Raw genomic sequence first — 20,646 nt, 5'->3', positions numbered from 1 at the left:
TGTCAAAGCGTTATGAAAAAACTCTATCGACGTAATTTCTCCGAAGACAGACGCATGCAGCGTAAGTTTTTCTACCGAGATAGGGTACGGAAGTCTCCGAAGAGGATACCCTCCTATCTCTTATATCAAGACTCCACGGAGAACAGATAGGAATAGATCGGCTGTCCGCCGTAGTGCACCTCAATCTCCGCGTTAGGATACTGCTCGCCGAGCCACTCTGTGAGCGCGTTGGTCGACTCTTCGGTAGCGTCCGCTCCGGTAAGCAGCGTCACGATTTCATCGCCGGACTCCAGCATTTTCCCCAGCAAATCCTGGGAAGTCGTAATCAGATCCTCGTTCGCGGCCACGATGTTGGAATTGCGGATACCGATGAACTGGCCGGCCTTAATCTCGAGATCATCAATGGTTGTGTCCCGCACGGCATAAGTCACCTGCCCCGATTGCACGCGAGTGATGGCATCCAGCATGTTGTCGGTATTCATATCCGCATTCTCGTCTTCCTGGAAAGCAAATGCGGCCGCGATCCCCTGCGGGATCGTCTTGCTCGGAATGACCGTTACGCTGCGCTCGCCTTCCAGAAGCTCTCTGGCCTGCTGGGCAGCAAGCACGATGTTGGAGTTGTTTGGCAGAATATAAATCTGCTGGGCCGAGATCGAGGAAATCGCATTGACAAAATCCTCGGTGCTCGGGTTCATCGTCTGCCCCCCGGAGAGAACGACGTCGACGCCCAGGCTCTTGAATATATCGGAAATGCCTTCCCCTGACGAAACCGCAATGAACCCGTACGGCGCGATCTCGTCTGCCGGAGGAACAGCCGGTGCTTCCGGCGTCACGGTCTCTGCCGGAATATCCGCAAACAGCTCGGGCATCGGCGCGATATCCATTCCCGTTGTCAGCAAGTCGCGATGCTGCTCGCGCATATTCAAGATGTGGATCTGGGTAATCTCTCCATACATGAGGGCCAAATTCAACACTTCGCCCGGCGCCTTGGAATGGACATGCACTTTGATCGTCTCGTCATCGGCAATGACAATGATGGAATCACCGTTCACTGCAAGCGCTTTCCGGAACTTATCTTCATCAAAGTCCGCACTCGTTCCCTCTCCAAGCTGCCTGTTAATAAAGAATTCCATGTCGTATAAAAATTCAATGTCCTCCGTGGACAGTCGGGACTGGGCCGAAGCCGGAGCTTGAACCGCCGAGAAATCAGGGACCGCATGATAGGCCGGTGCCGCGCTGCTCTGTTCTGCTTGTCCTTCCGCAGAAGCGAAGGATCCGGACGCGCCGTCTTTTTTCAACGCTTGCAAGAAACCTTCGTAGATGTACACCAGGCCTTGCCCGCCCGAGTCCACAACGCCAACCTGCTTCAGCACGGGAAGCATATCCGGCGTCTGGGACAGCGTTTCTTTGGCTTTGGCCAGCACCTGCTCCATCAGCTCCACGATATCGTTGCTGCGGCGCGAGAAATAAACGGCATGCTTGGCCGCTTCTTTGGCTACGGTCAGGATGGTGCCTTCCACAGGCTTTACGACAGCTTTATACGCAGCTTCCACGCCTGTCTGCAGCGCTGCGGCGAATTGATGAGAATTAAGTTCTGTATAAGGTGCCGCATACCGGCTGAAACCACGGAACAACTGGGACAGGATCACCCCCGAGTTCCCTCTGGCTCCCATCAGAAGCCCCTTGGACAGCACTCCGGCACTATGCCCGACGGACTCCGAGTACTTACTCTTCAGTTCTGCTACGCCTGCCGTCATCGTCAAATTCATGTTGGTCCCCGTGTCGCCGTCCGGCACCGGGAACACATTCAGGGAATTGACGTGTTCTGCATGCTGCTGCAGCTGCTCCGCTCCGGCAAGGACCATCGCGGTAAATTCTGTTCCATTCAAAGAACGCTTACTCAATGAGAATTCCCCTTCCTGGCTTGATACCCATAACACTTCTTGTCGTAAATTTCATATCTATTTCATAGCTTATAGCTGACGAAATGCCCAACCAGTAAATAATAGACTTGCATGATAAAATGGATCATACCATCTTGATGGGCTGCCCTCTCGTCCTCTACGTCATTCGGCAGCTCCAAACCACCTCGAAACATGCCGACCGGCCCACAATATACAGATCTTCGGAAATATTATGGACTAATCAACATTGTACTATAATGAGAAAGAGAAATAAATGTTTTTAGGACAGTTGACGGAGCAATTTTTACTGTGATATTATATTTAAGTATTGTTTCATGCAGGGTTAGGAACAAGGAGGTGTAATGAATGGCTCGCAAATGTTATGTAACAGGCAAGAAACCAAGCAGTGGTAACCATGTTTCTCACGCTAACAACCACAACAAGCGTTCTTGGGGTGTCAACGTTCAAAAGGTTCGCATTTTGGTGGATGGCAAGCCAAAACGTGTATACGTCAGCACTCGCGCTTTGAAATCCGGTAAAGTGACTCGCGTATAATCATCTCGTTATATGAAGAAAAACTTCTAAATCTCCAGGCACCATTTGTGGGCGATCCGGGACAAGGAAGTTTTTCTTGCGTTTAGATACATATTCTTCACCTAAACAAAAAGCACCCTGAGCAGATAACAGGTGCTTTTTTTATTTAGATATAAGAAATGAAAGAGCCGAACTTCCGCTTTCTTATATCGCAAGAAAAACTTCCGGTCGAACGCGGTCTGTCTTCGATAAGTACGTCGCTAGACACTCTTCTTATGATACAAGAAAGCGGCCGAGGCTTGCGCGCATTGGCTTTCTTATACCGCAAGAAAAACTTCCGCATGCAAGATGCGGTATGTCCTCCATGCGCTCTATCGGTGTGTTCTTCTCTTGCCTCATCCCCCGTAAACCGGCTGGCGGCGTCGGTCCCAGGCGGAGGTTTTGTTACGCCGGGACAAGCTGTCAGCTCTTGTGAAACGTATTTAAGATGGCCTTCACAAAACCTCCCAAAAACTTCGGCAGCTTGAACGTATAGAATTTCATGTCTCACCCTCCCCATCATTCTCATGCCTTCCTAGATTATGTTATGCACCAAGCCCTTAGATGTGAACACAGACAAAAAAGGCTACATGAGAACCCAGCTCATGTAACCATATTTATGCGGGAATCCCCCGCCCTATGCATCCCGTGCTCACGTTCTGAGGTTAAGATGTTACGCTGTCTCGGATTTGGGCGATGGCCGCCGCCCGATCCGGCTTGCCGAAGACCGCGCTGCCCGCAACCAGGACATCCGCCCCCGCTTCCACCACGAGCGGCGCCGTCTCCGCCGTAATGCCGCCATCCACTTCAATATGGATATTCGGATTGTCGGAGTTTGAAATCCATTCTCGCAGCTGCGCAATCTTGCTTACGGTCCGTTCGATAAATGCTTGTCCTCCGAAGCCGGGATTCACGGTCATTACCAGCACCAAATCCACGTCAGGAAGCACTTCCTGAAGGACATGGGCAGGCGTAGCCGGATTGATCGCGACGCCGGCTTTCACGCCATGCTCTTTAATGAGATGGATGACGCGGTGAAGATGCGGGCAGGTCTCGGCATGAACCGTGATCAAGTCGGCTCCCGCCTTAACGAAGTCCGCAATATACAGCTCCGGCTGTTCGATCATCAGATGCACGTCGAGCGTCAGGCCGGTATGCGGTCTGATCGCTTGAACGATCGGCGGGCCCAGGGTAATATTTGGCACGAAATGTCCGTCCATGACGTCCACATGAATCCAGTCGGCCCCGCTCGCTTCGGCTTCCTTAATTTCCTGCCCCAGCTTGGCAAAGTCCGCTGATAATATGGATGGCGCAATTTTTATCATGATTCAGTACCTCCGCTTCTTGTCTTTCATCTCTGCATAAAACTCCACGTAATGCTCATAACGGCTTGCCAGGATGTTCCCATCCTCTTTGGCTTGAATCACCCGGCAGCCAGGCTCCTGCATGTGACTGCAGCCTCTGAATTTGCATTCAGCCGCATAAGGAGCAAACTCCTTGAAACAGGTGGACAGCTCCTCGACGCCCAGCTCCAGAAAATCCAGCTGGCTAAAGCCGGGCGTATCGGCAACATAACCTCCGTTATCAAGCTCGATTAGCTCCACATGGCGCGTCGTATGCCGGCCGCGGCCAAGGCGCAGGCTGATTTCGCTGGTCTCCAGCGAGAGGCCCGGCATCAACGCATTGAGCAGGGACGACTTGCCGACGCCGGATTGACCGGAGAATACGCTGATTCGACCGGCCAGGCGGTCCTTCACGTCTTCGGTACCGATGCCTTGCAAGGAGCTGGTAATAAGCACTTCATACCCGATATCTTCGTATTGGCGCTTGACCTGCTCCAATACATCGTCCGAGTCGTCTGCCAGGTCTTGCTTCGTCAGGCAGATCAACGCCTCAAGGCCCGAATGCTCAATATGTACCAGGAACTTGTCCAGCAGATGCAGGCTCAGATCCGGTTCCTTGACCGAAAACAACAGCACCGCCAAGTCGACGTTCGCGACAGGCGGGCGAATTAATTGGGAAGACCGTGGAAGTATTTCATCCACGGTCCCCTCCCCATTCTCAGTCAATGAGTACATTACATGATCTCCAACGAGCGGAGAGATGCCTTTCTTCTTGAAAATGCCGCGGGCTCTGCATTGAACCGCTGGGTCCTCCCCGGATATAATGTTGCCATCCTGCAGTGGTTTGACATAGTAATATCCGCTTAGTGCCTTCACGATCAGTCCCTCTAGCATATAATAGGCCTCACCTTTCTTGTTGAAATTTAGTGTTCTCATGACTTGTTTCTAATCATTGTCGTTGCCTTTGCCACGGCCCTTGCCTTTTCCTTCGCTGCCGTTGTCCCAGTGATAAGCCGCATCGTCTTCCTCGTTCGAGCCGTCCTCGCCATTTCCCTCATCCGGGTTGGTGTCCACTGGTACATCAGGCTCGACAGGCGGCTGCTCAAAGGTCGGCTGCGGCACGGTTCCGTTCTTGACGTCGGTGTAGCTTACGCTGTACGTATCCACCTGGCGGCCGTCGCGGAATATCATGACCGTCGCATGTTTGTCGGGAGCAAGCAGCAGTTTAACGGGTACCATTTCGGAAGTCGTAATGGTCTTGTTCACGGCTTCCTGGTTGTCTCCCAGCGCATCGCTGAAGACCACCCGGATTTTGCTTTCTTGACCTTCGGCGCTCGGCGACACCGGTACGCTGTAATTATACTCAAGCGCGTCCGAAGGATAGCCGGAGCTGACGAACAGCGTGATTTCGGAGTTAGGCGCTACAGGTTCATTAGGCTCATACGGCCATTGTTCCATGACCTCGCCCTTCTTCACTTCGAAGCTGGATTTTTCCTTTATCGCTCCAACCTTAAGACCGAAGGATTCGATAGTAACGACCGCTTTGTCTTTGTCCATTCCGATCAAGCTCGGCATATTGACCGTTTGCTTGCCTTTGCTGATCGTGACCCGGACCTCCACCTGTTCGGGATCAATATCGGAATCGGCGGAAGGGCTCTGATCAAATATCTGATCGGCTGGTACAGTATCATTGTTTTCAGACGACTGCTTAATGGCGGTTTCTTTAACGCCCAAGCTCTTCAGGATCTCAACTGCCTGTTGAAACGTCTTACCCGTAAGATCCGGCATTTTATCAAGCGGCTTCGCATCCCCAACCGACAATTGAACCGGTGAACCCTTTTTGAGCATGGTCTCCGCTTCCTTATCCTGTGCAAACACGATGCCTTCATCCACATTCGGTTTATATTCGCGAATGACTTCCTCATTCACCGTCAAACCTTGGGCCTCAAGCTCGCGGATCGCTTCCTCCTCCGTCATGCCTACCACTTGCGGCACCTTAACCTCCGGCACCTCCAGCATATTGTTCACATACATGACGACGCCTAACATAAGGCCGAGGAATAGGAGCACAGAGCCGATAATAATGGTCGGCTTGACCCACTTTTTCTTCGGCTTGCCGGTCGGCTTTTCCTCAAACTCCTCATCTTCCGAGTCGTCATCTTGGTCATGGTGATGCTGGCTGCTGCGCTGCATCGTTTTGAGCGCCGGCATGACCAAGGTGGAATCGGCATCGTCCTCGAACTCCATCTTCGGCTCATTGAGGCGCATCGGCATCAAACACGTCTCGAGGTCGTCCATCATTTCTTCCGCGGACTGGTAACGCTCCTCCGGATTTTTGCGCATGGACTTCAGGATAATGTTCTCCACGCTTTGAGGAATGAGCGGGTTCACTTCCCTAGGCTCGTCGAATTCTTCCTTGCAGATGCTTCAGCGCAACGCTGATCGGGCTCTCGCCCAGAAAAGGAAGACGGGCCGTGAGCATTTGATATAACACGATACCAAGTGAGTATAAATCCGATTTCTCGCCTGTCACGACGCCCTTGGCGTGCTCCGGCGAGAAATAATGCACAGAACCCACGACGGAGCCTGTTTGCGTAATGGTTGTCGACGTGACCGCTCTGGCAATGCCAAAGTCGGTTACTTTGACCCTCCCGTTACGGCCAATCAGAATGTTATGCGGTTTAATATCGCGGTGAATAATCTGGTTATGATGGGCATGCCCCAATGCATCGCAGATCTGGGTTGCAATCCGCACGGCTTCTTCAACCTGAAGCGGCGCCCGTTCTTTTATGATTTCATTCAAATTCTGACCTTCGATATATTCCATGACGATGTAATGCACATCTTCCTCTTGGCCCACATCGTAGATGCTGACCACGTTGGAATGCGACAATGAAGCCGCCGATTGTGCCTCACGCCGGAAACGGCGAATAAATTCCTCGTCGTGCACAAACTGCTGGCGCAGCACTTTGATCGCTACGTTCCGGTTCAGCAAAATATCCTGAGCCTTGTAGACCAGCGCCATGCCGCCGCCGCCGATGCGTTCAATAATTTTATAACGACCAGCCAATTCATGTCCGATCATGAATCCCACCCCTTTATACGTTGCCCGACAACCTCTTCTTGATGTTCAAACATTGCGACTGTGATGTTGTCCTCACCGCCAGCGAGAAGTGCCAGTTGAAGCAGGCGATCCGCTCTTTCTTCCAGAGGAAGGTCAAGTGAGCCGGAAATTTGTCCGATCAGCTCGCGGCTGACCCGGTTGCTGAGTCCGTCGCTGCATAGCAGCAGCACTTCGCCTTCCCCGAGCGTAACCGGCGTAAGCTCAACCGTCACGTCCACATCCGTTCCAAGTGCCCGGCTTAATACGTTTTTCCGGGGATGGGTTTCCAGTTGATCTTCCGTAATCTGACCACTCTTAAAAAGCTCATTAACCAATGTGTGATCATCCGTGAGCCGAATGACTTGTCCGGGAACGACTTTGTAAGCCCGGCTGTCCCCGATATGCCCGATATAACCTTCGGAGCCTCGCAGCAGCACCGCTACGATCGTCGTGCCCATATTGTGAAGCCGCTCATCTGCCGAAGCTTCCTGATAGATAACTGCATTGGCGTGCAATATGGCATCGCCAAGCGCTGCCCGAACGCCGTCCATGGACATGTCCGGCTCCAAAGAGGACAAATCCGCGGCCACGGTATCCACCGCAAGCCTGCTGGCGGTGTCACCCGCAAGGTGGCCTCCCATGCCGTCGGCAACCACACCCAAGGTATAGCCATGCTCCAATGTGCTAACAAATACCGAATCTTCATTAACAGGACGAACGCGTCCCACATGGCTTACATGAACCGTCTTGATCAAATCTTCTCACCTCAACTCCATATGCTTGGCCCGCAGCTGGCCGCAAGCGGCAGCGATATCATGGCCTTGTTCACGACGGATGGTCACATTGACCCCCTTGTCTGCTAACGCACGTTGAAATTTGAAAATATCGTTACGCGATGTGCGAACATATTTCCGTTCCGGCACATGATTAACCGGAATCAGATTGACGAAGCAGTTCATATCCTTAATGACATCCGCAAGCTCTTCGGCATGCTCCACCTGATCATTCACTCCGCCGATCAAGGCGTATTCAAAGGTAATGCGGCGTCCGGTTTTAGCCTGGTAATAACGAAGCGATTCAATCACGTCGTCAAACGGGAACCGGCGGTTCACGGGCATCAGCTTGGAGCGCAGCTTATCGTTCGGCGCATGGATGGAGATGGCCAGATTAATCTGGGTGTCCTCTTCGGTGAATTTATAAATGTTAGGCACAATGCCGCTCGTCGATACGGTAATGTGGCGCTGGCCGATATTCAATCCTTTTTCATGGATCATCGTGCGCAGGAATTTCATGGTCGCCTCATAGTTCTCAAACGGTTCGCCTGAACCCATGATTACGATGCTGCTGACGCGTTCTCCCGTTTTATCGAGGATCTTCTGTGCCTGAACCACCTGGGCAACGATTTCGCCGGAGGTCAGGTTTCGCTTCAAGCCGCCCAGCGTGGATGCGCAGAACGTACATCCGATACGGCAGCCGACCTGCGTCGTAACGCAGATGCTGTTGCCGTAGTTATGCCGCATGATGACGGTCTCGATGGCATGGTCATCGTGAAGGCCGAACAGAAACTTGACCGTTCCGTCCTTGGATTCCAGCTTGGTGATTTCCGTCAGGGTCACGAAGCTGAATTCCTGCTCCAGCTTGGCCCGAAGCTCCTTGGACAGATTCGTCATTTCCGCGAAGTCGTTCACCCGCTTCACGTAAAGCCAGTCATAAATCTGGGTTCCCCGAAACGCGGGCTCCCCGTTCTCTTGAGCCCATGCTTGAAGCTCTTCCAGTGAATAATCATATATAAAAGGTTTCATTCTCACCACACCTGTCTAGTTTAAAGGATGTCCGGCCAGCATTCTTCCGAACGCTCCCTATTTCATTCATATGCATCTCTTTTTTCATTCTTCCTATTCTAACATAAATAAAAGAGACGGTAAAAGAGGAAAACCCGCCGGCATAGGCGGGATACGACTATAGTCATGGCGGCAGCGCCCTTAAAAGGAACGTCTGCCGAGTCTTGCAATGTAGAAGCCGTCGCTGTGATAGTGCTGGGGCAGGATTTGAATGCCGCCGCCTCTCGCAAGCGAATTCTCGGCCAACCGGCTTAAGGCTCCAAGGCCATCTTCAGCAATGGCAAATTCGGAATGGCCTTCCAGAAAAGCAGATACCACGCCTTCATTCTCCATCGGTTCAATCGTGCACGTGCTGTATACCAAGATCCCTCCGGGACGCAGCAAGGTCGAGACCGACTCCAGCAGCCTGAGCTGCAGCGCCGCAATCTCATGGATGTCCTCCTGGGACTTGCCCCACTTCAGATCCGGCTTGCGCCGGATCACGCCAAGACCCGAGCAGGGAGCATCCAGCAAAATTCGGTCAAAAGACGCAGGCTCGAAGCGGTCTGCCAAATCCAGCGCGTCCCCCGTCACGATCGAAATGCTGTCCAGTCCCAAACGGCCCGCCTGATCCGATATCAGCTTCCCTTTATGGGCATGAATATCGTTGGCGACGATGCTGCCCTCGTCCTTCATCAGCTCGCCCATATGGGCGCTCTTTCCGCCCGGGGCCGCGCAGCAATCGAGCACGCGCATGCCCGGCTCGGGCTGAACGGCCTCGGCCACGAGCATCGAGCTTTCGTCCTGGACGGAGATCATCCCGTCACGATACCAATCGGTCAAGGCCATATTGCCCGCTCCCTTAACGACAATCCCGTAGGGACTAACCGACGATGGGGAAGCATCCAGGCCATGGCTGCCCATTAATTTCAGCATGTCGTCACGGCTGATCATCGTGGTGTTCACCCTCACGCTGACAGCCGGCGGTTCATTGTTTGCGGCACAGATCGCTTCTGCCGCCTCCGTGCCGTACTGGGAAATCCAGCGCTCCACCAGCCACTGCGGATGGGAATGCATAAGGGAGATGCGCTGGGCGTCCGTCATATCCTCCGGAATGGCCAAGGTTTCCTTCTGACGCAGAATGTTCCGAAGCACCCCGTTCACCATGCCGGAGATCCCTTGATGCCCGCGGCGCTTCGCCAGATTAACGGCCTCGCTGACAACCGCATGGTCCGGGATCCGGTCCAGGTACACGATCTGATAAAGGCTGATGCGAAGCAGCGCCCTTACCCACGGCTGAAGCTTCCGCACCCCTTTGTTGACAAACTTGTCCAAAAAATAATCAAGCGTGTTCAGCCGCGAGATCGTGCCATAGATCAGCTCCGTGGCTAGTCCCGCGTCGCTTTTGGCAAGCGAGGACTTCTGTAGAGCGGAGTTGAGCAGGAGATTGCTGTACGCCCCCTCCTGCTCAACCTGAGTCAATACATTCATCGCCAGCTCCCGGGGAGAGTCCAGGCGTCCCTTCGGGCTGCGGTTTCCGCTCACGACAGCACCGTCCCGGCCGTCAGGCTCGTCCCGCGGACGAATTGCGCCGCATCCATTGCCTTCTTGCCGCTGGGCTGAACCGTAAGCAGCGTCAGCGTACCGTCCCCTGTTTTCACGACGATCCCTTTCTCCTGCAGCTCAAGCACCGTCCCGGGCTGCGCATCGCCAGATGGCTTCTGGGCGCTGTCCGGCTTAGCCGCTGCCCATACTTTAAACACTTCGCCGTTCCACAGCGTGAACCCGCCGGAATAAGGAACCAGGCCGCGAATCTGATCGTAGATTTCCCGGGAAGTGCGGCTCCAGTCGATCTTCTCGTCATCCCGGGTCAGATTCGGAGCATACGTTGCCTTCGAATCATCCTGAGGCTCGGCCTCCACCTTGCCCTTCACGAGCCGCGGCAGCTCTCGCCGCAGCAGCTCCGCGCCGGCTTGGCTCAGCTTCTCGAACATGGTTCCAGCCGTATCGTCGTCTTCAATAGGAACCTCGGTGCGGGCGATCATGTCCCCGGTGTCGAGTCCCTCCGCCATATACATCAGCGTGATGCCTGTGACGGACTCTCCATTGATGATGCTCCGCTGAATCGGCGCTCCTCCCCGATAAGCGGGGAGCAGCGAGCCGTGGACGTTCAGGCAGCCAAGCGCTGGCATATCCAGCACCGATTTCGGCAGAATTTGGCCGTACGCGGCCGTGACGATCAGATCGGGTTTATATACGGCCAATTCGGCCACGGCTTCCGGATTCCGCAGTCGCTGCGGCTGCAGGACAGGGATGCCGTGACGAAGGGCGGCTTCCTTGACCGGCGTCGGGGTCAGCACTTTTTTGCGCCCCTGCGGACGGTCAGGCTGCGTAACGACGGCGGCTATCGTGTAACCTTCGGCAATCAGCATTTCCAGACTGGGTACTGCAAAGGCGGGGGTGCCCATAAATACGATATTCATCGGTTCTCCAACTCATTTCTCGGCTGTTCCGGAACATACTCATACACCCGGTCGGCGATTTCCGTAAACAGCACCCCGTTCAAATGATCGATTTCATGCTGAAATGCTCGCGCAAGCAGCCCTGTACCCGTAATGACCAGCTCATTGCCTTCGCGGTCAAGCCCCTTAACCGTTACTTTCTCCGCACGTCGAACATCCCCGTTCCATCCTGGAATACTCAGGCAGCCTTCCGGCCCGAATTGCTCGCCCTCGCTCTCCACGATCTCCGGATTGATCATCTTGATCAAGCCGTGCTCGTCGCCCGCATCGATAACGATCAGGCGCTTCAGTATGCCGACCTGCGGCGCGGCCAGCCCGACGCCTTCCGCATCGTACATGGTATCGGCCATATCGTCCAGGAGCTTTTGAACGTTCGGCGTAATTTTGGTAACTTCCTTTGCCTTTTTATGAAGAACCTCATCCGGTTCTTTAACGATAATACGAATTGCCATGTCTACGACACCATCCTTGTGCTTTTCATCATTATATGCGCTATTACATTAACATTTGCGGATCAACGTCAATACTGATTTGGAGCTTGCCGTCCCGCGCCGAATCCTGTAGCTTCTCGGCAACCGATCGCACCAGCGAGACAGCATCCATCGTTCCCCGCCATTTTATCATACATTGAAATCTGTATCTATTTTTTAACCGTGGAATGGGGGAAGCCACCGGACCCAGGATATCGAGCGCGCTTGCGTCGAACCGGTCCAGACTTCCGAACCATCCCCGGCGGTCGGATTCGCTTTTGATGGCGGCGGCAAAATTCTCTGCCAACCGTACGAGCAGCGGCAGCTGTTCATGCGAAAGCGTCACCAGGATCAGCCTGCAGTACGGCGGATAATGGAGCGCTTTGCGGTGCTTCAGCTCATCCTTGACGAAGGATAAATAATCATGGCTGCTTGCATGAATAATCGAATAATGCTCGGGCGTGTAGGATTGGATGACCACTTCACCCGGCAGCTGATGGCGTCCTGCTCTTCCGGCCACCTGGGTCAGCAGCTGAAACGTCTTCTCGGCCGCCCGGAAGTCGGGGAGGTTCAGCGCCGAATCGGCCGTAATGACGCCGACCAGAGTGACATCCGGGAAATCCAGGCCTTTGGCCACCATTTGGGTTCCAAGCAGCACGTCGGCCTTTTTATCCCGAAACTGCTTCAGCAGCTTCTCGTGGGAGCCCTTCTCGGTCGTCGTGTCCACATCCATCCGAATGACGCGAATGCCGGGAAACAGCTTGGCCAATTCTTCCTCGACACGCTGCGTGCCCGTACCGAAATAGCGTATATGCTCGCTCCCGCAATCCGGGCATACCTCCGGCGCCTGTGCGGCGTATCCGCAATAATGGCAGCGCAGATTGTTCGATTTCTGATGATAGGTCAGCGAAATGTCGCATTCCGGACAGCCTGCCACATATCCGCAGCTCCGGCACATCACGAAGGTGGAGTACCCTCGCCGATTCAGCAGCAGCACCGTCTGTTCTCCGCGTTCCAGCCGCGCCGAAATCGCGGCATGCAGGGAGCGGCTGAACATGGAGCGATTCCCTTCCCGGAGCTCCTCCCGCATATCCACGACCTGAACGGCCGGCAGCTGGTTGCCCAGCGCACGGCTTGGCATCTCCAGCAAATGCGGCGCAAAATCATCCTGAGCCTGCGATCTCGCCGCATGGTAGCTTTCAAGCGAAGGCGTCGCCGAGCCCAGAATGACGGCTGCGCCTGTCAGCGAGGCACGGTGAATCGCCACGTCCCTGGCATGGTACTTCGGCGTTTCTTCCTGCTTATATGAACTTTCGTGCTCTTCATCCATAATAATAAGGCCAAGTCGGTCAAACGGCGCAAACACCGCCGATCGCGCTCCCACGACAACCGAGGCCCGGCCTTCCCTGATTTTGCGCCATTCATCGTAGCGCTCACCATCCGAAAGACGGCTGTGCATGACGGCCACGCGGTCGCCGAAGCGGGCTTTGAACCGCTCCACCATTTGGGGCGTGAGCGATATTTCGGGCACCAGGACAATCGCCTGACGCTCCTGATCCAGGCAGCGCTGAATGGTCTGCAGGTAGATTTCCGTCTTGCCGCTGCCCGTTACCCCGTGCAGGAGAAACGCGCCATGCTTGCGTTCATCCAGCTTGCGCACGATGCTACGGTACACCGCCTGCTGCTCCGGCGTGAGCGCCAGCGGGGCGCTGGGCGTAAAATGCCGCCCCCGGTACGGGTCGCGGAACACTTCGACATCCTCAAGGGTAATCAGTCCCTTGTCAGCCAGCGCCTTCACGGTGCCTGCGGTGACGCCGAGGGTCTGCAGCAGATCCTTCTGCGATATCGGCAGGAAGTCCTCCATCTCCACGATATATTGAAGCACTTCCTTCTGCCGCTGAGCCTTAGCCGGAAACGAAGCCAACACCGCATGCGCTTCCTCGCTCGAAACGGCAAGCTCTACCGCTTTCATCGTTTTTTTCTGCAGTTTGTCCTTGATTTGCTGGAATTCGCTTAACCGCCCCCGGCCGATCAGCGCTTTTACCGTGGCTGCCGCATCCGGAAACGCTCGCGTTAACTGCTGGAGCGACACCTCGCCTCGCTGACTGACAAACCGGATGATCTCCTGCTCCAGTTCGCTTTCCGGCAGGAGCGCGAATAATCCGCCGCTTTCATCCGACAGGCCCGCATCCGGCTCGCCAAGGGAAATATACCGCTCGGCTTTTCCCTTCAGCGCCGTTGGCAGCATCGATTGAAGAGCGGATATATAACGGCAGGCATACCGCTCTTTCATCCATTCTCCAAGCTCGATCAGCTCCGGCGAGAGCGGCGGCATCACATCGAGGACTTCCTGAATCGGCTTCATTTTGGCCGTATCCATCTCGGGCCGGGGATGCAGCGAAATCACGAATCCCTGAAGCGTGCGGTGACCGAACGGCACGCCGACCCGGCTGCCTACCTCGACCCATGGCCGGAGCTCCTCCGGAATCAGATAATCAAATGGACGGTCCGTATCCTTGGACGGCACGTCCACAATCACGCGCGCCATTTCCATCAGGATAACCTCCCGGTCAACCGTTCGGCCGCCAGCGTTAACAGCCTTAGGGCCACTTCCTCCTTGGACATCACGGGCAGCTGCAGGACCAGCCCTTCTGCATCGAATATATGAACGCTGTTTGTGTCCGTGCCAAAGCCGGCGCCTTCCTGCGTCACATCATTGGCAACGATCAGGTCGCAATTTTTGCGTTTCAGCTTTTCCCTGGCGAACTGCTCCACCGTATCCGTCTCGGCGGCAAATCCGATCAAGAACTGAGAGGTCTTTTGGCGTCCCAGGCTTTCCAGGATATCCGTTGTCTTGACAAGATCGAGCGTCATCGTATCCCCGCGCTTCTTGATCTTTGACGTCGCTGCCTCCGCAGGACGATAATCGGCGACCGCCGCCGCCTTAACCACGATATCGCTCGTATCGAACACGCGCTGCACCGCTTCGTACATGTCCTGGGCCGACTCCACTCTCTCCGCACGAATCCCCTCAGGCGGGGCTTCATCGGTATGAGCCGCAATGAGGTGGACGTCCGCTCCCAGCTGCTTGGCGGCTTTAGCAATCGCAAACCCCATTTTTCCGGAGGAATCATTCGTGATATAACGTACCGGATCAATGCGCTCGATCGTACCGCCGGCCGTGACAACCACCTTTTTGCCGTGCAATATGCCTGTCGAGCCGCTTTCCATGTCCTGATTCGATGCCGCGGACTCGGCTGCGCGCCCTTGGAAAAACCGTTCAACCACATCCACGATCGTATCAGGCTCCTCCATCCGTCCCTTTCCGACGTATCCGCATGCCAGAAGTCCCTCTCCGGGTTCGATCATGGACACCCCACGGGAAACCAGCGTCTCCATATTGGCCATGACGGCCGGATGCGTGTACATATGCACGTTCATCGCCGGCGAGATCATGACAGGAGCCGTAGTCGCAAGCAGCGTCGTGGTCAGCATGTCATCCGCCAGGCCATGTGCCATTTTGCCGATGACGTTGGCCGTCGCCGGAGCAATCAGCACCAGATCGGCCAGGTCAGCCAAGTGGATATGCGAGACGACCGAGGGGTCCCTTTCGTCAAAAGTATCGCTATAAACCGGGTTTTTGGTCAGCGTCTGCAGCGTTAATTCCGGAATGAACTGCTTGGCGGATTCCGTCATGATGACATGCACATCCGCTCCCCTCTGGACAAGCCTGCTGCATAAAGTCGCTGCTTTATACGCGGCAATGCCACCTGTAACGCCAAGTACGACGACTTTTCCGTTCAACATGACAATCCCCCGCTTTCCATTTGTATGAAGGCTGTACTTTCATATCTTCTCAAAAAAATAACAACCTTTCGGTTGTCACATTTTCGCGCGCTAACGCATGGTATTCGAATGTTGAAAAAAAGCCTTAGTCCTCTCCACGCTCGATCTTCACGTAATCGCCATAGATTTCTTCCAGAGCGACACCGACGAACTTATGGGATTTCGGATGTTTCAACTCGCTGACTTCTCCTTCTCGCAATTGGCGTGCACGGCGGGAAGCCGCAACCACAAGAGAATATTTACTGTCCACTTTATTCATCATTTCATCAATGGATGGATATAACACAGTCGAAGCACCTCTTCTTTATTTACTTGAAAGTTTACGCCGTCTATGAAAAACAGCTTACTTTCTCACCTTACAATGTTCGGCTATAATGATAGATTGTATTCTCTCGCAAGCAAGATTGATTTCATCGTTCACTACGGCATAATCATAATGCTGCAGCAGATTGATTTCGTCAACAGCTACGGACATGCGGTGGTCGATCGTAGCCTGACTCTCAGTCCCCCGGCCCTGGATCCGATCTTTCAGTTCGTCCAGCGACGGCGGCATCAGAAACACAAAGATACCGTCCGGAAACTTCTCCTTGACCTTCAGCGCGCCCTGCACTTCGATCTCCAGTATAATATCCTTGCCGGTGGCTAATGTTTCTTCCACAAAATCACGCGGGGTTCCATAATAGTTCCCGACGTATTCCGCATATTCGAGAAGCTGGTCGTTCTCAATCATATCCATGAATTGTTCCCGGCTTTTGAAAAAATAGTTTACGCCGTTTACCTCGCCGAGCCGCGGCGAACGCGTCGTAGCCGACACCGAATACACCAGTTCCGGAACCCGGCTGCGAAGTGCCGTACAGACGGTTCCCTTTCCAACCCCGGAAGGACCGGACAATACAATCAATAATCCTTTAGACATAGTACTCCTCATCTTATTCGTCGTTGTCGTCATCTTTGCTGGACAGACGGTGAGCCACCGTTTCCGGCTGTACGGCCGATAAAATCACGTGGTCGCTATCGGTAATGATAACAGCCCGCGTCCTTCGGCCATATGTAGCATCAATCAGCATATGACGGTCCCGTGCTTCTTGAATGATCCTCTTGATCGGAGCCGATTCAGGACTCACGATTGAGATGATCCGATTGGCCGATACGATGTTTCCGAAGCCAATATTAATAAGTTTGATTGCCATAGTGCGGTTGCTCCCCCTATACATTTGACTCTTACTTGCCGATGAAACTGCGGTTATTCCACATTGGCGGCTTGTTCACGAATCTTCTCCAGTTCCGCTTTCATTTCGACAACACGGTTTACCAGAGTCAGATGATTGGCTTTCGATCCAATCGTATTGACTTCTCTGTTCATTTCCTGAATCAGAAAATCCAGTTTACGGCCTACAGGGCTTTTCTGAAGAAGCAGCTCCCTGCATTGTTCCAAATGGCTGTGAAGTCGAATCAACTCCTCGTCCACATTGGAACGTTCAGCAAACAGAGCGACTTCCATTCCGAATATATGTTCATCAACAGCAAGCGATCCGTCATCAAGAGATTCAATGCGCTGCCGCAGGCGCTTCCGGTATTCGGCCGGAACCTCCGGAGCAAGCTCGGTCATCTCCCGGTGCAGCTGCTGCAAGCGGTCAAGCCTCTGCCCGATATCCTTCGCGAGAAAAGCGCCTTCCCTGCTGCGCATCTGGACCAGACCCTCAAGCGCTTGTTCCAGACCTTGAAGAAGCGCATCATTCCATAACCCCTGCTGCGCTTCATCCATGGAAAGTCCGCTCGGAGTAACAAGAACATCTGGCAGCGTCAAAATATCCCGCACCGCCAGATCTCCCGTGATTCCGTATGACTTCAAATCCTCGGCTGCCTGTAAATACGCTTGAACCATGGCATGGTTCAGCACGGCACCCTGAGACTCGCCGTTGTTTTCCTTGTTAATATAAACATCAATCCGTCCGCGTCCGATCCGGCTCTGTACCGCCCGTCGAAGCGAATCCTCGAAGAGTGCCCATTCACGGGGCATGCGAAAGACGATCTCGCAGTACCGGTGATTGACTGACTTCACTTCGAAAGAGATACTGTAGCCTTGAAAATCGACAACGGATTGCCCATATCCGGTCATGCTCAATGACATCGGAATCACATCCATTACACTATTGTAATTGATAATTATTAATGAAACAAGGGGGTCAATCGGCGGCCCGATTTCTCCCAGACGTACTCCATTAATTGTACGCTCATTTCATAGAACATAAACGGCGTCATCAAATAGATGCCGTTAAAATGCTCTGTCGCAACATCCAGCAGCTCCTTGCCGATCTTGACGCCCATCGCCCGGCCCGCTTCGCCTTCAAGTCCCGCCATGCGGCTGCGGACTTCGTCCGACAGCTGAATGCCCGGCACCTCATTGTGCAAATACTCGGCATTGCGCCCGCTTGCCAGCGGCATGATGCCGATGAAGATCGGAATATCCAGATGCGCCGTCGCTTCCCGAAGCCTAACCATTAACTCGGGATCGTAAACGGGCTGCGTCATGACGTAATCGGCGCCCGAAGCAATCTTCTTCTCCAAGCGGGCAACCGCTTTATCCAGATGCTTTACATTCGGATTGAACGCTGCCCCGACAACGAATTTGGCTTTTTGCTTCAGCGGCTTTCCGGAGAAAGCAATGCCGTCGTTCAACTGCTTGATCATCCGAATGATTTCAAACGAGGTCATGTCGTAAACCGAGCTGGAATCCGGCAAATCCCCAAAGCGGGCCGGATCCCCCGTCACCGCAAGCACATGGTCGATGCCGAGCGCGTCGAAGCCCATCATGTGCGACTGCGTCCCGATCAGGTTCCGGTCGCGGCAAGCAATGTGGATCAGCGGCCGCAGTCCCGTGCGTGCTTGTACCAGATGTCCGAGAGCCATGTTGCTCATGCGGGTTACGGCCAGCGAGTTATCCGCAAGGGTCAGCGCATCGGCTCCCGCTTTTTTCAAAGCTTCCGCGCCTTTCATGAACTTGGTGATATCCAAATCCCTCGGAGGGTCCAGCTCCACGATAACCGTATGCCGTTCCTTTACGATATCGACAATCGTCGGCTCACCGCTGCGCTCGTAGAATTGCTCCTGGGCGGTTTCGTGAATCACGATCCGGTTGATCTCCGCCTCTTCGACGGCAGGGAGCGGCGAAGGAACGTAGCCGGATAGCGCCGAGGAAATTTCCGCGATATGCTCCGGCGTCGTCCCGCAGCAGCCGCCGATAATGCGGGCGCCGCGATCCGCAAACTCCAGGGCCGTTTTCCCGAAATACTCGGGACTCGCGCCATACCGGTATTCTCCGTCCACATAATCGGCGATTCCCGCATTCGGGTAGACCGAAGCCGGAAGATTCATGATGCCGTTCAGGGTTTCCAGCGCGCGCATGATGCCGTTCGGCCCCGTCCGGCAGTTAAACCCGATCACGTCCGCGCCTTCATGGCTCAATATGCGGTATGCATCCGGCATCGTGAAGCCGTCCAGCGTGCGGGCAATATCCTCCACCGCGAACTGGCAGATCACCGGCAGGTCGCTCAGCATCCGTGCCTGCGCCAAAGCCAATTGCATTTCATCCACGTCGTAGAACGTCTCGAGCAGGATGCCGTCAACGCCTTCGGAGATGAGTACGGACAGCTGCTCTTCGAAGTAACGCTTGAGCTCGCTCGTGGAAATATTGCTTCTTTTGCCTGCCCGAATGGAGCCGACCGCTCCCACCACATATCCTTGATCGCCGGCGGCTTCACGCGCAATTCTCACGCCTGCGCGGTTGATCTCTCCTACCCTCGCCTCCAAGCCGTATTTGGACAGCTTGTCATAATTGGCTGAGAACGTGTTGGTCTCGATGACCTGTGCACCAGCCTCAACATACTGGCGATGAACGTTCCCGATGACCTCCGGAGAGGTTAAATTCAGTTCTTCATATGAAATGCCTACAGGAAATCCTTTTTGATATAAATAAGTACCCATCGCGCCGTCACCGACCAGTACCTGATTCTCCCATGCCTGCCGAAGATTCGGTTTCATCGCGTTTTCTCCTCCACCCGACGTTTATTTTCAACTAATGTATCATAAAACCTCTGCAAAGATAAAGAGACAAAAGGGAGGCCTTTCGAAGGCCTCCCTACCGTGTCCGTCCCTGCAGGACAAACTTATGAACCTACTGTTTTTTTCAACTGCCGGAGGAAGAGAAGCGGCCAGCGCATGCCCTAAATTGCCAACTTCCCTTTATATACAACCTCGGCCGGTCCCGTCATGTACACATGGTTGTCAAGCTCATCCCACTCGATGAACAGATCCCCGCCCTTAAGCGAGATCGTCGCGCTGCGGTCTGTGGCACCGTTCAGCACGGAGGATACCAGCGTCGCGCAGGCGCCGGTGCCGCAGGCCAGGGTCGGTCCCGCGCCGCGCTCCCATACCCGCATGTCCACTTGACCGCGTGAATTCACCGTTGCAAACTCCACGTTGATCTTTCTCGGGAAGAGCGGGTGCACCTCAAGCTTAGGCCCCCATACGCCGAGATCAAAGTTCACCGCATCGTCCACATAAATGACGCAGTGCGGATTGCCCATGGAAACGGCAGTGAATCGGAATTCCCGGCCGTCCACTTCAACGGGATGATTCACCACCGGATTGAGATCGACCAAGGTCGGCACGCTAAGTCCGTTCAGGACCGGTTCGCCCATATCGACCCTTACGCTGCTTACTTGACCGTCCTGCACCGTAAGACGCACCTGCTGCACGCCGGCTCCGATGGTTTCTATGGTAATCTCCTCGCGGTCGATATGGCCGTGATCGTACACATACTTCGCGACGCAGCGGATGGCGTTGCCGCACTGCTCCGCTTCGGAACCGTCCGAATTCATAATCCGCATCATGAAATCAGCCTTCGCGGAAGGCAAAATATATACAAGTCCGTCAGCACCGATGCCGAAGAAGCGGTTGCACAGCTTCACGGCCAATTCGGATGCATCGGATGGAAGTTCCCGTTCGCCGTATACGACAACGAAGTCGTTGCCCAATCCATGCATTTTCGTAAATTCCATCATAA

At 54.2% G+C, this 20,646-nt stretch carries 18 protein-coding genes and 1 pseudogene; 1 reads left to right on the top strand and 18 read right to left on the bottom strand.

Features of this window, described 5'->3' with window-relative positions; all coding sequences use genetic code 11:
- Window positions 1-125 precede the first annotated feature (125 nt).
- Window positions 126-1,904 carry a DAK2 domain-containing protein gene (locus P0X86_RS10825; RefSeq protein WP_277748493.1) on the bottom strand — a complete coding sequence of 593 codons (1,779 nt, stop codon included), beginning with the start codon at window positions 1,902-1,904 and terminating at the stop codon, window positions 126-128.
- 366 nt (window positions 1,905-2,270) lie between these two features.
- On the opposite strand from P0X86_RS10825, the gene rpmB reads away from it, so the two are divergent.
- Window positions 2,271-2,459 (top strand): 50S ribosomal protein L28, encoded by a 189-nt coding sequence (rpmB, locus tag P0X86_RS10820; RefSeq protein WP_006209230.1) that lies wholly within the window; start codon window positions 2,271-2,273, stop codon window positions 2,457-2,459.
- Window positions 2,460-2,900: 441 nt separating this feature from the next.
- Here the strand turns inward: rpmB and spoVM are convergent, their stop codons facing one another.
- The 17 genes and pseudogenes from spoVM to dapF all read right to left on the bottom strand — a co-directional run bounded on the left by spoVM (window position 2,901) and on the right by dapF (window position 20,641).
- Window positions 2,901-2,981, bottom strand: a complete 81-nt coding sequence (gene spoVM / locus P0X86_RS10815; protein WP_034273235.1) for a stage V sporulation protein SpoVM — start codon at window positions 2,979-2,981, stop codon at window positions 2,901-2,903.
- A gap of 161 nt (window positions 2,982-3,142) precedes the next feature.
- Window positions 3,143-3,802 (bottom strand): ribulose-phosphate 3-epimerase, encoded by a 660-nt coding sequence (gene rpe / locus P0X86_RS10810; RefSeq protein WP_277748492.1) that lies wholly within the window; start codon window positions 3,800-3,802, stop codon window positions 3,143-3,145.
- A gap of 3 nt (window positions 3,803-3,805) precedes the next feature.
- Window positions 3,806-4,714 (bottom strand): ribosome small subunit-dependent GTPase A, encoded by a 909-nt coding sequence (gene rsgA / locus P0X86_RS10805; RefSeq protein WP_277748491.1) that lies wholly within the window; start codon window positions 4,712-4,714, stop codon window positions 3,806-3,808.
- 51 nt (window positions 4,715-4,765) lie between these two features.
- A pseudogene (gene pknB, locus P0X86_RS10800) lies at window positions 4,766-6,905 on the bottom strand (Stk1 family PASTA domain-containing Ser/Thr kinase).
- A complete protein-coding gene (locus P0X86_RS10795; protein WP_119849187.1) occupies window positions 6,902-7,678 on the bottom strand; it encodes a Stp1/IreP family PP2C-type Ser/Thr phosphatase in 777 nt (258 codons plus the stop codon). Before P0X86_RS10795 ends, pknB begins: the two are co-directional and overlap by 4 nt.
- A 6-nt stretch (window positions 7,679-7,684) precedes the next feature.
- A complete protein-coding gene (gene rlmN, locus P0X86_RS10790) occupies window positions 7,685-8,725 on the bottom strand; it encodes a dual-specificity RNA methyltransferase RlmN (RefSeq protein WP_009592630.1) in 1,041 nt (346 codons plus the stop codon).
- Window positions 8,726-8,905: 180 nt separating this feature from the next.
- A complete protein-coding gene (rsmB, locus tag P0X86_RS10785) occupies window positions 8,906-10,288 on the bottom strand; it encodes a 16S rRNA (cytosine(967)-C(5))-methyltransferase RsmB (RefSeq protein ID WP_277748490.1) in 1,383 nt (460 codons plus the stop codon).
- On the bottom strand, window positions 10,285-11,226 hold the full coding sequence (gene fmt, locus P0X86_RS10780) for a methionyl-tRNA formyltransferase (RefSeq protein ID WP_119849189.1): 942 nt from the start codon (window positions 11,224-11,226) through the stop codon (window positions 10,285-10,287). Before fmt ends, rsmB begins: the two co-directional genes overlap by 4 nt.
- Complete coding sequence (def, locus tag P0X86_RS10775) at window positions 11,223-11,717, bottom strand: peptide deformylase (protein WP_015734332.1); 495 nt, start codon at window positions 11,715-11,717, stop codon at window positions 11,223-11,225. The genes fmt and def overlap by 4 nt, the downstream gene beginning before the upstream one ends.
- Before the next feature lie 43 nt (window positions 11,718-11,760).
- Window positions 11,761-14,289: a primosomal protein N' gene (priA, locus tag P0X86_RS10770; protein WP_119849190.1), complete on the bottom strand. Its 2,529-nt coding sequence runs from the start codon at window positions 14,287-14,289 to the stop codon at window positions 11,761-11,763.
- Window positions 14,289-15,542, bottom strand: coding sequence for a bifunctional phosphopantothenoylcysteine decarboxylase/phosphopantothenate--cysteine ligase CoaBC (gene coaBC, locus P0X86_RS10765; RefSeq protein ID WP_277748489.1), 1,254 nt, complete (start codon window positions 15,540-15,542; stop codon window positions 14,289-14,291). The genes priA and coaBC overlap by 1 nt, the downstream gene beginning before the upstream one ends.
- A gap of 124 nt (window positions 15,543-15,666) precedes the next feature.
- Complete coding sequence (gene rpoZ, locus P0X86_RS10760) at window positions 15,667-15,867, bottom strand: DNA-directed RNA polymerase subunit omega (RefSeq protein ID WP_009592612.1); 201 nt, start codon at window positions 15,865-15,867, stop codon at window positions 15,667-15,669.
- A gap of 57 nt (window positions 15,868-15,924) precedes the next feature.
- Window positions 15,925-16,497 carry a guanylate kinase gene (gene gmk, locus P0X86_RS10755; RefSeq protein WP_009592584.1) on the bottom strand — a complete coding sequence of 191 codons (573 nt, stop codon included), beginning with the start codon at window positions 16,495-16,497 and terminating at the stop codon, window positions 15,925-15,927.
- A 13-nt stretch (window positions 16,498-16,510) separates the two neighbouring features.
- Window positions 16,511-16,771 carry an extracellular matrix/biofilm regulator RemA gene (remA, locus tag P0X86_RS10750; RefSeq protein ID WP_006209218.1) on the bottom strand — a complete coding sequence of 87 codons (261 nt, stop codon included), beginning with the start codon at window positions 16,769-16,771 and terminating at the stop codon, window positions 16,511-16,513.
- A 53-nt stretch (window positions 16,772-16,824) separates the two neighbouring features.
- Window positions 16,825-17,712 carry a YicC/YloC family endoribonuclease gene (locus P0X86_RS10745; RefSeq protein ID WP_096773136.1) on the bottom strand — a complete coding sequence of 296 codons (888 nt, stop codon included), beginning with the start codon at window positions 17,710-17,712 and terminating at the stop codon, window positions 16,825-16,827.
- Between the two features lie 38 nt (window positions 17,713-17,750).
- The gene (locus P0X86_RS10740; RefSeq protein WP_277748488.1) at window positions 17,751-19,622 is read right to left on the bottom strand and encodes a bifunctional homocysteine S-methyltransferase/methylenetetrahydrofolate reductase; all 1,872 of its coding nucleotides are present in this window, start codon (window positions 19,620-19,622) and stop codon (window positions 17,751-17,753) included.
- 182 nt (window positions 19,623-19,804) lie between these two features.
- On the bottom strand, window positions 19,805-20,641 hold the full coding sequence (dapF, locus tag P0X86_RS10735; RefSeq protein ID WP_036666168.1) for a diaminopimelate epimerase: 837 nt from the start codon (window positions 20,639-20,641) through the stop codon (window positions 19,805-19,807).
- Window positions 20,642-20,646 lie beyond the last annotated feature (5 nt).

The sequence above is a fragment of the Paenibacillus sp. BR1-192 genome (genome assembly GCF_029542445.1).
Classification (GTDB): Bacteria; Bacillota; Bacilli; order Paenibacillales; family Paenibacillaceae; genus Paenibacillus_AQ; species Paenibacillus_AQ lautus_A.
This window is presented reverse-complemented; position numbering and strand designations above follow the sequence as displayed.